The following is a 12,962-nucleotide window of genomic DNA, read 5'->3' as shown; positions in this document are numbered from 1 at the left end:
CATGCCAGAGGACGAGAAGACTCCGGCCCGCGAGATCATCACCGACTACGCGCAGGCGCACTTCCGGTACTTCCGCACCACCGAAGGCACCGTGTACGCACAGAAGAACGGCCACCCGGTTGCCCGGCCCATCCGCTCCCAGGGCACGACCGGCAGCCACCGGCAGGAACTCATGGTCGGTCTGTTCAACGACGGGCTCGGCGTGTTCAACGGAACGGCCCTCAAGGAGGCGTTGGACTTGATCGAAGCACTCGCGCTCAGCAAGGACGTACAGGCCACACACATCCGCGTGGCCCCGGGATTCGACGGCGCGACCTGGCTCGACCTGGGCCGCGACGACGGCCAGTCCGTCCGCATCCACCCCACCGGCTGGAGCATCCTCGCCCCCGACCCGCGCGAGGTCTGCTGGCGGCGCACCCAGCTCACCGGCGAACTCCCCCTCCCCGCCCAGGACACCAACGGCAAAGGCATCGACCTGCTGCTGAGGCTGTGCAACTTCGCGAACGCCGAGAGTGAGTGCCTCGCTGTCGCATGGCTGATCGGCTGCCTGGAGCCGTCCGTACCCGTCCCTGCCCCGTTCCTCACCGGCCCCCAAGGCGCCGGCAAGTCCACCGGCGGTCGCATGTTGGTGCGGATCATCGAGGGCATGAGCGGCGACCTGCGCCGCGCCCCGAAGGACGAGGAGAACCTGATCACGGCCGTCGCCGCCGGATGGGTCACCGCCCTCGACAACCTCTCCCACCTTCCCCCGGACCTGTCCGACCTGATGTGCTGCATCGTCACCGGCGCAGAGAGCATCAAACGCGCCCTGTTCACCGACGGCGACGTTGTCCGCTCCCGCTACCGCCGCCCACTGCTGCTGACCGGCATCGACGTGGGCGTGATCCGCCCCGACCTCGCCGAACGCCTCCTCCCCCTGCGCCTCGAACGGCCCCGGGTACGGCGGACCGAGGCGGAGCTGTGGGCGGAGTACGCGCAGGTTCTGCCCGTCATCCTTGGCTCGCTGCTGGACCTCACCGTGAAGGTGCGGGCCACGGAGGCCGACATCCCCACCGACCTGCGGATGGCCGACTTCGCCCACCTCTGCGCTCAGCTCGACGCAGCCAACGGGCTCGGAGCGCTGAACGCCTACCGGGCCAGCCTCGACGACCTCAACGACGACGTGATCGAGGGGGACCTCCTCGCCCAGACCGTCCTTAAGCACGCCGCCAGCCTCGAACCGGGCGAGGAAGTCCGGATGACCTCGACCGAGTGGCTGCACGCCCTCACCCAGCTCTACACGGGAGACGAGTTCCGTGCCCTGCCCAAGGGGTGGCCCACAACCGGCAAGGTCTTCTCCGACCGTCTCAAGCGGCTTCAGCCGACCCTCGCCGCGCGTGGCGTCCTCGTCGACTGGGGCCGCACCAAAACGGCCCGTTACATCGAAATGACCCGCCCCTCGCCCTCGCCGCCCGACCAGCAGCAGGCAGCGTTCTAACGGGCGCCGCCACCGCCGGTCCCCGCACAAGCAAGAAGAGCACCCGCCCGCCCCGGTGGCGCGTGCTCCTCTTGCTGTTCCGGCGGCTTGCCGCCGCTGTGAGGGACGTGCCGCGCAGCGGCTCCCTCTTCACGCTCGAAGACTCGGCCCACCACAACAGAAACCCCCCCTCTTCTTTTTCCTAAGAGAAGAGACGCTGCGTCACCCGTGTCACCGCCAGGCTCCAAACGGCCCGTGACCTGGGGCTACATCGGTGACGCAGACGGCCAACGGCTACGTCATCACGCGTCACCCACGTCACCGGCCTGCGTCATCCCGTTGACGATGACGCAGGCCGGTGACACGCGACCGAGCTGCTACGTCACCGAAAACCGCAGGTCAGACCAGCAAATGACACAGACGACGCGATGACGCAGGAATCCCCACGTCGAACACACGCGCACTGACCATCCACATGGAGGCCGCAGTGAGTTCTGCCCTGCCCACCACGCATCAAGCCCTGACCGTGCCCGAGGTCATGGCCGCCCTGCGGCTCAGCCGCTTCACCGTCTACAACCTGATCCGCTCCCGCGCCCTCCCGAGCTTCACCGAGGGCCGCTCGCGCAGGATCCCCGCGGACAGCGTTCGCGCCTATCTGGAAGCCAAGTTGGAGGAAGCAGCCTGATGGCACGCAAGAGGAACCCGAACGGCGCCGGCAGCATCTGGCAGCGCTCGGACGGTCGTTACGAGGCCCGGGTCTACGTGCCGCAGCCCGACGGGACCCGTGCGCGGAAGACCGTCTACGGCAAGACCTGGGAGGAGTGCGACACCAAGCGGCAGGAGCTGGTCCTGCGGGACCGGCAGGGCGTACCGACGCCCACCAAGTCCGCCCGCCTCTCCGAGTGGTTGCCGCACTGGCTGGAGGAGTTCGTGAGGGGCGAGCGGAAGAAGACCACGTACGCGAAGTACGAGACGCACGTCCGGCGGTACCTCGTTCCGAACCTCGGATCCAAGCGGCTCGAAACCCTCGGGGTGGCAGACGTCCGGCGCATGCTCGCCGCGGTTACCACTCAGGCGTCGGCCGCCACCGCGAAGGAGTCGCACCGCGTGCTGCGCAGCGCCATCTCCGCCGCCTGCCGGGAGGAACTCATCAGCAGGAACGTCGTCCAGCTCGTGCCAGCGCCCCGGGTGCAGCCGCGGGAGCTCCAGCCGTGGAACCTCGACCAGACGGTGACCTTCCTCGAAGCCGCCCGGCGCGACCCGCTCTACGCGGCCTTCGTGGTGGCCGTGACGATGGGGCTGCGGCGCGGGGAGGTCCTGGGGCTGCGCTGGCAGGACATCGACTTGGATCGCCGGACCCTGACCGTGCGGAACCAGATCCAGCGGGTACAGAAGGAGCTGTACGCGGACTCCACGAAGAACCGCCGGACCCGGGTCATTCCGATCCCGCTCATGACCGTGGCTCCGCTCCGGTGGCAGCGTCTGCGCCAGGCTGCCCAGCGGGACGCAGCGGGCGAGGCCTGGCAGGAGAACGACTACGTGTTCACGACGCGGTCCGGCCGGCCGGTCGAGCCGCGGAACATCAGTCGGTCCTTCGAGCGGATCGGGGACGGGGCGGGTCTCCCCCGGATCCGGCTCCACGATGCCCGGCACGGGTGCGCCACCCTGCTCTTCGCGGCGGGGGTGCCAGCGCGGGTGGTCATGGAGATCCTGGGGCACTCGCAGATCGCCGTCACGATGAACATCTACACGCACGTGTCGGAGGAGACGCGGCGGGAGGCGATCGGGCACATGGACCGGATGCTGCGGAGGCGGGTCCCGCAGGGGTAACTGCCGTCAAGAACTACCGTCAAAGGCCCCCAACCATGATCGGTTGGGGGCCTTTGTGCTGGTGGGCGCGGACGGTTTCGAACCGCCGACATCTGCTTTGTAAGAGCAGCGCTCTACCCCTGAGCTACGCACCCGTGGATGAGTGGACAGCCTACATGGCGGGCACACCCCCCACGCAAACCCGTTCCCGTAGGGGAGAATGGAGCGGGGCATGGCGGACGCGGTACGGGAGAGGGATTGTGACGACGGCATCCCGGCGGTGGTTCGGCGGGCGGGACGAGAGTCGGCGGGCGGATGCGCAGGCGGCGAAGGATGCTGCCGCGGCCGCGTTCTACGAGCTGGACAGCGCGCAGCGGGAGCTGCGGATCTCGGTGGAGACCATCGCCGCGGCGGACGGGTCGCCCGCCGCGCGGCAGGCGGGTGCCGGGTTCACCGCGCTCGGGCAGCGCATCGACCAGGTCAGCCAGGTGTACATCGAGGCCGTGGACGCGCACGACCTGGACCGGCCCGAGCTGGACGGCGCCGTCGCGGCGCGGGCGCGGGAGGAGCTGACCCGGGCGCGCGAGGAGCTCGTACGGGTCAAGGCGGAGCTGGACCGGTTCGCGCAGGGGTTGCAGCCGCTGCTGGACAAGGCCGAGACGCAGTTGGCCCGGGTGGCGCCGGCCCGGGAGCGGGCCAGGGCCGCGCTGCTGGCGGCGAGCACGGCGCTGGAGGACGTACGCGGCAAGGGGATGCGGGCCGACGACCTGGCCGCGCGGCTGGCGGCGCTCGGGCCGGAGCTGACCAAGCTGAACCAGGGGGCCGCGCAGCACGGCGTACAGGAGACCGTGCAGCGGGCCGACCGGATCCTGCGGGACGCGGAGGCCATACGGGCCGAGGCCGCGCGGCTGCCGGAGCGGGCCGCGGAGATCGACAGGCGGCTGGTGAGCCTGCGGACCCGGGCGCAGGCCCTGCGCAACCGGGCGGACCGGGTGGATCCGGTGCTGAGCGAGCTGCGCCGGCGGTTCAGTGCGGCGTGCTGGCAGGACCTCCAGCAGGTGCCTGACCAGGCGGTACGGGATGTGGCGCGGGCCGAGGAGCGGCTGAAGGAGGCCTCCCGGGCGCGGGACGAGCAGCGCTGGGCCGATGTGGCGGCGCTGGTCGAGGCGGTCCGGACGGCGCTGGACGCCACCGACGACGCGGTGTCGGCGGCGCAGGACCGGCTGACGCGGCTGGAGGCGGTGGCGCGGGATCCGCAGGCGGAGGTGCAGCGGACGCGGTTCGCGATCCGGGACGCGCAGCGGCTGGCGATGGAGGGCCGCACGGTGCCGGAGCCGCGGTACGCGCGGCCGCTGGACGAGGCGGTGGCGCGGGTGGAGCGTGCGCTGGCCGCGCTGGAGGGGCGGCACCCCGACTACTGGGCGTTCCTCCAGGAGATGGAGGAGGTGCGGGCGGCGGTGGGCCGGGTCGTGGCGGACATGCGGGGTCGACGCGCGGCCGGGTGAGCGTAGGGGTGCGGGTGCGGGGTGAGGGTGAGGGTGAGGCCGGGGTTGTCCGGGGGTGGGCATCGGCGGATGCTGGAGGTTCCAGGAGAGTTCCAGGAGAGGTGCCGGAAGCGGTGCCAGGAACGGAGCAGAGGAGGGCGGTATGGCTGCCCACACTTCCCACAGGCCTCGTGCGTCCCGCGTACCCGAGGCACCCCCTGTGCCGCATGAGCCTTACGGAGCTCACGCGCTCTACGGGTGTCACCAGCCCCATGAGTCTTACGCGCCGTACATACCCCATGAGCCCTATGCGTCCTCCCAGGCACCACAGGACTCCCCCGGGATGCTGCGACGCATGCTGCGTCCCGTCAATGCCCGGCTCGACGAGCACCTGCCCGCCGATCACAAGCTCAGCAAGGTCTACCGGGTCGGCGCCGGCCTGACCGGGCTGCTGCTGGTCGTCTTCGGGATCCTCGGGCTCATCAACCGGATCGGTTTCTTCGACACCGGTGGAGACACCGTGCTCGCCCTCAACACCAACGGCGCGCTGAGTGTCCTGTCGATCTGTTTCGGAGGGCTGCTGTTCATCGGGATGGTGATCGGGGGCAGCTTCGCCTCGACCGTCAACATCGTGCTGGGCCTGCTGTTCATCGCGAGCGGGTTCGTGAACCTCGCGCTGCTCGACACGGGCATGAACTTCCTGGCGTTCCACATTCCGAACGTGCTGTTCAGCTTCGTGGTGGGCGTGATGCTGATGTGGTTCGGGATGTACGGGCGGGTGGGCAGCGCCCTGCCGCACGACAACCCGTACTGGCGCGCCCGCCACCCCGATCAGGCGGCCCGCGAGCAGCGGCCACCCCTCCACCGGCACCCTGCCGCGGGGGATTGACGTTCCCGGTCCCGGACTGCGTAGCCTGGCCGCATGCCTCGCTACGAATACCGCTGCCGGACCTGCGACGACACCTTCGAGGTCAGTCGTCCGATGGCCGAGTCCTCCGCGCCCGCCGACTGCCCGGCCGGACACGCCGACACCGTCAAGCTGCTCTCCGCCGTCGCCGTGGGCGGCACCAGCGGCGCCCCCGCGCCCGCCATGCGCGCGGCCGGAGGCGGCGGGGGCTGCTGCGGCGGAGGCGGCTGCGGCTGAGTCGGCTACGGCGTGGGCGGCTACGGCTGCGGCTCAGTCGGCCGCAGCCGCGCCAGCCCTACGCTCCGGCCCTACGCCCCGGGGCCCTACGCGCGCTTGCGCGAGAGCGTCAGGCCGTCCGAGATCGCCAGCAGCACGGATTCCATGCGGGTGTCCGCCACGACGTGGTCGTTGAACGCGCGGACGACCGCCCCCGCGCCCGTGCCCGACTCGTCAAGGACCGTGCCGTGGAAGAGGGTGTTGTCCGTGACGATCAGGCCGCCCGGACGCATCCGCGGCACGAGCTCCTCCCAGTACGCGATCTGGCTCTCCTTGTCCGCGTCCACATAGGCCATGTCGATGTGCGGCTCGACCGGCAGGGCGCGCAGCGTGTCCCGTGCCGGGGCGATCCGCAGGTCGATGCGGTCCGCGACGCCCGCCGCCTCCCAGGCTTCGCGGCCGAAGGCCGTCCACTCCTCGGAGACGTCGCACGCGATCAGCGTGCCGCCGGGCGGCAGGGCCTGGGCCATGGACAACGTGGAGAAGCCGGTGAAGGTGCCCACCTCCACGATGTGGCGGGCGCCCGTCAGCCGGACCAGGAAGGCCAGCAGCGGCCCCTGCTCCTGCGCCGACTGCATTCCGGCGGCGTCCGGGAACTTCTCGTACGTCGTCGCCACCAGCCCCCGCTGGACCGCGTCCAGCGGGGGATTGTGCGCGAGCATGTAGGCGTAGAGCTCGTCCGTGATCTTTGTGCTGTTGCCCTTGGTCATGCGCTCAGTCTCGCAACCGCCTGTCCGAATTCGCGCACTATCTCCTCGCCCGCCAGCACGCCGGCCGCGGCGAGCGCCGTCACCGTCGGCGCCGTCCAGCCCGCGTCGGCCAGTTCGCCGTGGCCCGGCCGCCACCCGGCGTCCGCCGCCAGCAGCAGGTCCGCGTCCAGCAGCGAGTCGCCGGCGGCCAGCGTGGCCGTGGCCCCGGTCCGGCGGGCCACCTCGCGCATCGCCGCGCTCTTGGTCAGCGGCTGCGGGACCGCGTAGATCTTCCGGCCCTGGAGCGACACAGACCAGCCGCGCGCGCCCGCCCACTCCGCCAGGCCCTTGAGCCATTCGTCGGGCACCAGCGCCCGCTCGACGACCAGGTACGTGAACAGGTCCTCCGCCAGCCGCGCCTTGCGCAGCCACACCGGGTCCGCCGTCGCCAGCAGGTGCCCGTGCACCTCCTCCAGCGGCGCGCACTCCCGCGCCAGCCGCACCGCGACCTCGCGCCGCCAGTCCTTGTCCGCCACCCCGTCCACCAGCAATTGGCCGCCGTTGGCGCAGATCGCGTACGGAGCCGGGCGCCCGGGGAAGCGGATCCGCTGGTACTGCTTGCGCGTACGGGTGGTGGTCGGGACGAAGACCACCCGGGGATCGGCGGTCAGCTCGGCCAGCAGCCCGGCCGCCGTCTCCGTCATGTACGAGAGCGGCTTGCTCTCGTGGACCTCGACGCACAGCAGCCGCGGGGCCTGCGGGTCGGGCATGGTCAGGCCGAGCGCGGCCGCCGAGTAGATGAGCGTGCGGTCGAGATCACTGGCTACCAGGACAGTCACTTGGAGGCCACAGCCTTTCCGTCGGCACCGGTGGCGCCGCGCGTGTAGTGGGGGTGGATGAGTCCCACGCAGGTGTAGGGCAGCCCGTCCACTTCCTCCACCGGTACTCCCCGCTGCTCCGCGAGGAGTCGTACGAGGTCCAGGTCGGCTCCGGCGCCGCGCTGGGCGAGGATCTTCCACGGGACGCGGCGCAGCAGCACCCGGGTGGTCTCGCCGACTCCCGGCTTGACCAGGTTCACGTCGTGGATGCCGTACTCCTCGCTGATGCGCTCGACCGCCGCCCAGCCCACCCAGGTCGGGGTGCGGTCCGCCGCCAGCAGCTCCTTGACCTCGTCGTCGACGGCGTCGGCCACCTCGTCGAAGCGGGCGGCGACGGTGTCGACGAAGTCGACGGAGACATCGGCGCCGGCGAGCTCGCGGTAGAACTTCGCGCCGTGGAAGTCGGCGGGGCCGACCAGGTCCGACCTCAGTACCGTACGCGAGACGAGCCCGGAGACGGTGGAATTGAGACAGGCGGAGGGGATCAGGAAGTCCTCGCGGGTGCCGTAGGTCTCCACGCACGAGCCGGGGTCGGCGAGGACCACGATCTCCGGGTTGAAGCCCTCGAACTCCGCCAGTGCCTCGCGCAGTTCCCGCGTGATGGCGCCCTTGCCCGTCCAGCCGTCCACGAAGACGATGTCGGCCGGATCGTGGTGGTCGGCCAGCCAGCGCAGCGCGTTGGCGTCGATGCCCCGGCCGCGCACGATGGAGACGGCGTAGTGCGGCAGGTCCAGGCCGTGCCGGGCGCGGGCCCAGCGGCGCATCAGCACGCCCACCGGGGTCCCGGCGCGGGCCAGGGAAACCAGTACGGGGGACGGCGACCGCTCGGCCAGGACGGTCTCGGTGACGGTGCCGACGGCGCGGGCGATCCGGGCGGCGGAGGCGGTCAGGGCGCTCTGGTAGAGCTCCTGGTACCGGGGGGACGGCTGGTACTCGACGGGCAGCGACTCGGCGTAGTGCGCGCCGCCGGCCTGTATCGCCTCCTCGCGCTCCTCGGTGGGGGCCTCCAGCTCGACGTCGGAGAAGTCCTGGAGCAGCCAGCCGACGTCCTCGGGGGCGTACGAGGAGAAGGCGGGGCCGCGCAGGGGCTCGGTCATGATCGGCTCCAGCCGGTCGGGGACGTCGGGAACGTCGTGTACGTCGTGTACGTCGGGCGCGTAGGCGGGTATGACGACCGGCAGCACCCGGCCGGTGTACGGGGCGAGGGCGGCGAGCAGGCCCGTACGCAGCTCGGGGGTGTCCCCGGCCGAGTCGACCACGGCGACCACGGTGTCGAAGCCGGCCCCCGCCGTGCTGTGGACGTTGTAGGCGTACCGGTCGCCGGGTCCGTCGGCCGGGGCGTCGTGGGCGGGGAAGACGAGGCGGGTGCGGATGGCGTAGCCGGGGTCGTCGACCGCCAGCACCGGCGAGCGGGTGGTGGTGGAGAAGCGGACCTCGGCGGCCGCGCCGGACTCCTCCAGGGCCTTGGCGAGGCGCAGCGGTGCGTACATCAGCTCCTCGTTGCCGAGTACGAGGACGCGCCCGGGGCGGTCGCCGAGCGCGGCCGCGAGCTGCCGGGTCAGGGCGGGCAGCGCCGCCTCCAGCCGGGTCCGGTGCGCGGGGGTGAACCCGTGCCGGCCCCCGTCGGGGACCCCGGCGGGCCAGTCGAGCACGACCGGCTGCGGGCCGTCTGCCGGGGCTCCGCCCGGGCCGTCTGCCGGGGCTCCGCCCTGGTCCTCGTGCTCCGCGACCAGGGCCCGGCCCTTGGCCAGGACGCCCTCCGGGAGGGAGACCGTGCCGGAGGCGAGGGCGACGAGGTCCACCCGCGCGCCCAGTTCGGCGGCGAAGGAGGTGAGGCGGGCGCGGTCCGACGGGGAGCGCACGTCGACGAGCGCGACGACCACGTAGTGCCCTCGCGGGTGGCGGGCGTGCAGGTCGCGGATGGTGTTCAGGACCGTGTTGCCGGTGGAGAACTCGTCGTCCACCAGGACCAGCGGACCGCTGCCGGCCAGCAGCTTCGGGTCCTCGGGCAGCAGCAGGTGCGAGGTGGCGTGCGAGTGGGCCTCCTCGAAGCCGCCCGCGGACGCCACGCCCGGGACGGGGCGGCGGGTGGAGTGCAGGTACGGGGCGACCCCGAGGCCGTCGGCGACGCAGTGGCCGAGCCCGGTCGCGGTCTCGGCGTACCCGAGGACCACCGCCGAGGCGGCCGCGGCCTCGCCGAGCAGGGCCCGGACCCGCTCCCCGAGCCCGTACCCGGCGGCGTACACGACCGCCGGGGACTGCGGGACGTGCTTGCCGAGCACCTGCGAGACCAGCAGGTGCGCCCGCTTGGGGTTGCGCCGCAGCGCCAGCCCGAGCAGCTCGTCGAGCCGCGGCCCGCCCGGCTCGGAGCCCTCCTCCAGGCTCACGCCCAGTCGGTCCGCGACCCAGGTTCCCGACCACACCTCGTCGATCGTCTTGCCCTTCCTCGTCGTAACCCTCGTCACCGGCCCGCTCACACCTGGAGCCCGGCCGTGAGGAGGTCGACGAAGCCGACCTCCTCCTTCGCCACTCCGAAGACCTCGGCGCGGAGCATGGTGCGCTCGGCCCAGGCCCGGTGGGGCTTCACCTCGTTCATCTTGTTCGTGTAGGCGGAACGCATCACTCCGCCGCCGCCGCGCTCGGGGCGCAGGATGTCCTGGGCGTCGCTGAACTCCTCGTGGGAGACCACCGACAGCGCGTGGACGGGGGTGACGTGGGCGGGGTGGATGCAGGTCTTGCCCAGCAGTCCGTTGGCCCGGTCGAGTTCGATCTCGCGCAGCAGCCCGTCCAGGTCGTGCTCGATCAGCGCGGTGCGCAGCTCCTCCACGCCCTCCTCCAGGAAGGGGCTGCGGCGCAGTTGGGGCTTGAAGAGGCGCTGCTGGCTGCGGAAGTACTCCCACACCGGTCCGGTGACGGTGAAGCCGGTGCCGTCGGCGCGGCTGAGCACGTTGACCACGTCGGCGATCACCCCCGCGACGATCTGGACGTCGTACGCGGTCATGTCGGGGGTGCGGCGCAGTCCGTACGCCGAGCAGAAGTCGGTCACGCCGAGCCGCAGGGCCAGGACCCGCTCGCGGTACTTGTTGACCGTGCGGGAGATGCCGGCGAGGGCTTCGACGCGGGTCTCCAGGTGCAGGAGCTCCGGGGTCTCCAGGACGGGCATCGCGTACAGGCGGGGCCGGCCGTTCTCCGCTTCGGCCTGGGCGACGGCGTCGAGGAAGGCGATTCCGCGGCTTTCGGTGAATTTTGGGAGTACGAATCCGGCCAACCGCGATGCGGAGCCGCCGAGGCGGCGCACGAGGTCGGGTATCTGCTCGGGCGTGCGGACGCGGATGAAGAGGAGCGGCAGCTCCGCGGGGTCCTCGTCGAGGGCGGAGAACTGGCGCACGAGATTGTCCTCGCCGCCCGCCACCTCGGCGTCGCTGATGGAATCCTCCAGGCAGAGGACCATGGAGACGACTCCGCGGGAGGCCTGCTTGCGGATGTCACCGGCGAGGTTGGGCCGGGTGGCGGGGCTGTAGAGCGTGGCTCCCAGCGCTGCCGCGAGGGTGCGGGCGGGCGAGGCGGCGGTGAACTCGGCCGGCTCCTGGTGGAAGAGATCCTTGCGGACGGTGGGCGATATGTGCCCGAAGTGACGCATGTACTTCCCCCGTACTGCCTCGGCGGCCCAACTGGCGTGGCCGGTAATAGTACGTACGAATGAGATTCAAGAGTTGCCCAAGCACATGACATCCAGGTAACCCTCTTGCACCATGCCCAGGTCTTCCGTTCTGAACAAGGCCCTACGGGGGGCCGCATTGTCCCGGTCGTGCCCGGGAGGGCAGGATGACCGGCATGACGCACGCGATGCAGAAGGGCTCGAACATCCCGGTGGCCCCCGTGGCCGTCCGGGCGGTGCTGCGCTGGACCGGCGGCGGCGAGGTTCCCGACGTGGACGCGTCCGCGCTGCTCGTGGGCCCCGACGGGCGGGTGCGGTCGGACGAGGACTTCGTCTTCTACAACCAGCCCCGGCACCCCTCCGGGGCCGTCTGGCGACTCGGCAAGAAACAGCTCGGCGACTCGATCACCGACGCCGTCCAGGCGGACCTGCGCGCCGTCACGCCGGCCGTCGACCGGATCCTCGTCGTCGCCTCCGCCGAGGACGTGCCCTTCCAGCGCGTCCACGACCTGCGGATCCTGCTCTACGACGCCACCGCCACCGGCGGCTCCGAGCCGCTGGCCTACTTCGACGTACGGCCCGAGACCGGCGCCGAGACGGCGCTGATCTGTGGAGAGCTGTACCGCCGGGGCGACGGGTGGAAGTTCCGCGCGCTGGGCGAGGGCTACTCGAACGGGCTGGTGGGGCTGGCGACCGACCACGGGATCTCCGTGGACGAGAGCGTCCCCGAGGCCTCGGCGTCGGCCCCCGGGCCCACCGCCGAGCAGACCGCCGCGATGCGCCCGCCCGCCCCGCACACGCAGGCCCCGCCGGCCGCGCAGCCCGCGTACGGGTACCCGCAGCCGGTGTCGCCGATTCCGCTTCCGGGTCCCGGCGGCGAGCAGGCCTTCCGGCTGCCGGCGCAGGGCCCGCAGTTCATCCGCCGCTGACCGCGGCCGCCGCGGGGGCCGGGCCCCCGGCCCCGGTGTCACGCCCCGGCGTCAGGCCTTGGTCTTGTAGCCCCGTCCCCACTGCAGGCCCCACCCGTACAGCCGGTCCAGCTCGGCCTGGAACCCGTACACGAACTTCACCTCGCGCCGCACGATCAGCTCGCCTTTGACGCGCTCCAGGGAGACCACCGCGCAGGAGCGGGCCTGCGGGTGCCGCTCTTCCAGCGGGATCTCGATCCGCGGCCCGGTGATCGGGTAGAGGGTCACCAGGGCGTGCGTCCGGTCGAAGGCCGGGGTCTGGTCGTAGATGTAGACGAAGACCAGCAGCCGCTTGATCTCGTCGGCGTGGTCGAGGTTGACGAAGACCGTCTCGCCGGAGGGCGCCCCGAACCGGTCGTCGCCGCTGAGCTTCACGTACGGCGGGCTGTTGATGTCCCCGTGGAGGTTGCCCAGCGGCTGGACGACGCCGCGGGTGCCGTCGGTCAGCTCGTAGAGGCAGCCGATGTCGAGGTCGACATTGACCATGCCCTGGGTGTGCGCCTGCACCATGTCGGGCTTGAACAGCTTGAACGGATGTCGGAAGAGCTGGCCGCTCTGGCCGACGCTGCGGCCTCCGATGTCCGAGGTGCGCATGCGCCAGGAGAGGTTGACGCGCAGGTTGCCGTGCACCGCCCCCTGTTTGGTGAGCGACACCGTCGGATGGCGTTTGGTCAGCTCGATCGCGTTCGACGAGGCGCTGCCCGACTGGAACTGCGTGGCGCGCGCGCCCCTGAGCCCGTCGAAGAAACCCATGCCCCAACCCCCCAGGTCGGTCCCGTGCACCGGATGTGCCGCGGACGTGCGGCGGGGCGGCCGCGCGGTCCTGTGGATCCGCGC

At 71.6% G+C, this 12,962-nt stretch carries 12 protein-coding genes and 1 tRNA gene; 7 read left to right on the top strand and 6 right to left on the bottom strand.

Annotated features, from left to right (window positions below):
* Position 1: 1 nt before the first annotated feature.
* The 3 genes from ACFWB8_RS25540 (at position 2) to ACFWB8_RS25530 (ending at position 3,286) form a co-directional block, all read left to right on the top strand.
* Positions 2 to 1,477 (top strand): ATP-binding protein, encoded by a 1,476-nt coding sequence (locus tag ACFWB8_RS25540; RefSeq protein ID WP_385231481.1) that lies wholly within the window; start codon positions 2 to 4, stop codon positions 1,475 to 1,477.
* 466 nt (positions 1,478 to 1,943) lie between these two features.
* Positions 1,944 to 2,141, top strand: coding sequence for a helix-turn-helix domain-containing protein (locus tag ACFWB8_RS25535; protein WP_033225951.1), 198 nt, complete (start codon positions 1,944 to 1,946; stop codon positions 2,139 to 2,141).
* The gene (locus ACFWB8_RS25530) at positions 2,141 to 3,286 is read left to right on the top strand and encodes a tyrosine-type recombinase/integrase (RefSeq protein ID WP_385231477.1); all 1,146 of its coding nucleotides are present in this window, start codon (positions 2,141 to 2,143) and stop codon (positions 3,284 to 3,286) included. Before ACFWB8_RS25535 ends, ACFWB8_RS25530 begins: the two co-directional genes overlap by 1 nt.
* A gap of 59 nt (positions 3,287 to 3,345) precedes the next feature.
* Here ACFWB8_RS25530 and ACFWB8_RS25525 read toward each other — a convergent pair.
* A tRNA-Val gene (locus ACFWB8_RS25525) sits at positions 3,346 to 3,420 on the bottom strand.
* 105 nt (positions 3,421 to 3,525) lie between these two features.
* Between ACFWB8_RS25525 and ACFWB8_RS25520 the strand changes: the two genes are divergently transcribed.
* The 3 genes from ACFWB8_RS25520 (at position 3,526) to ACFWB8_RS25510 (ending at position 5,893) form a co-directional block, all read left to right on the top strand.
* Entirely contained in the window at positions 3,526 to 4,770 is a 1,245-nt protein-coding gene (locus tag ACFWB8_RS25520; RefSeq protein WP_385231474.1) for a hypothetical protein, read from the top strand.
* 322 nt (positions 4,771 to 5,092) lie between these two features.
* Positions 5,093 to 5,638 (top strand): DUF4383 domain-containing protein, encoded by a 546-nt coding sequence (locus ACFWB8_RS25515; RefSeq protein WP_385231471.1) that lies wholly within the window; start codon positions 5,093 to 5,095, stop codon positions 5,636 to 5,638.
* Positions 5,639 to 5,671: 33 nt separating this feature from the next.
* Positions 5,672 to 5,893, top strand: a complete 222-nt coding sequence (locus ACFWB8_RS25510) for a zinc ribbon domain-containing protein (protein WP_385231468.1) — start codon at positions 5,672 to 5,674, stop codon at positions 5,891 to 5,893.
* A gap of 86 nt (positions 5,894 to 5,979) precedes the next feature.
* Here the strand turns inward: ACFWB8_RS25510 and ACFWB8_RS25505 are convergent, their stop codons facing one another.
* The 4 genes from ACFWB8_RS25505 to ACFWB8_RS25490 are packed head-to-tail and all read right to left on the bottom strand — an operon-like array spanning position 5,980 to position 11,139.
* Complete coding sequence (locus ACFWB8_RS25505) at positions 5,980 to 6,642, bottom strand: O-methyltransferase (RefSeq protein WP_385231465.1); 663 nt, start codon at positions 6,640 to 6,642, stop codon at positions 5,980 to 5,982.
* The gene (locus tag ACFWB8_RS25500) at positions 6,639 to 7,460 is read right to left on the bottom strand and encodes an HAD family hydrolase (protein ID WP_385231462.1); all 822 of its coding nucleotides are present in this window, start codon (positions 7,458 to 7,460) and stop codon (positions 6,639 to 6,641) included. The genes ACFWB8_RS25505 and ACFWB8_RS25500 overlap by 4 nt, the downstream gene beginning before the upstream one ends.
* Positions 7,457 to 9,964 (bottom strand): phosphoribosyltransferase, encoded by a 2,508-nt coding sequence (locus ACFWB8_RS25495; protein ID WP_385231459.1) that lies wholly within the window; start codon positions 9,962 to 9,964, stop codon positions 7,457 to 7,459. Before ACFWB8_RS25495 ends, ACFWB8_RS25500 begins: the two co-directional genes overlap by 4 nt.
* 8 nt (positions 9,965 to 9,972) lie before the next feature.
* Positions 9,973 to 11,139 carry an HpcH/HpaI aldolase/citrate lyase family protein gene (locus tag ACFWB8_RS25490; RefSeq protein WP_385231456.1) on the bottom strand — a complete coding sequence of 389 codons (1,167 nt, stop codon included), beginning with the start codon at positions 11,137 to 11,139 and terminating at the stop codon, positions 9,973 to 9,975.
* A gap of 194 nt (positions 11,140 to 11,333) precedes the next feature.
* On the opposite strand from ACFWB8_RS25490, the gene ACFWB8_RS25485 reads away from it, so the two are divergent.
* Entirely contained in the window at positions 11,334 to 12,086 is a 753-nt protein-coding gene (locus tag ACFWB8_RS25485; protein WP_385231586.1) for a TerD family protein, read from the top strand.
* 51 nt (positions 12,087 to 12,137) lie between these two features.
* On the opposite strand, the gene ACFWB8_RS25480 is transcribed toward ACFWB8_RS25485, so the two are convergent.
* Positions 12,138 to 12,878 carry a Tellurium resistance gene (locus ACFWB8_RS25480; RefSeq protein WP_385231583.1) on the bottom strand — a complete coding sequence of 247 codons (741 nt, stop codon included), beginning with the start codon at positions 12,876 to 12,878 and terminating at the stop codon, positions 12,138 to 12,140.
* Positions 12,879 to 12,962: the final 84 nt, after the last annotated feature.

The sequence above is a fragment of the Streptomyces sp. NPDC060031 genome (assembly GCF_042736805.1).
Lineage (GTDB): Bacteria > Actinomycetota > Actinomycetes > Streptomycetales > Streptomycetaceae > Streptomyces.
Note: the sequence above shows the minus strand (reverse complement) of the source record. Positions and strands in the feature narration are given on the sequence as shown.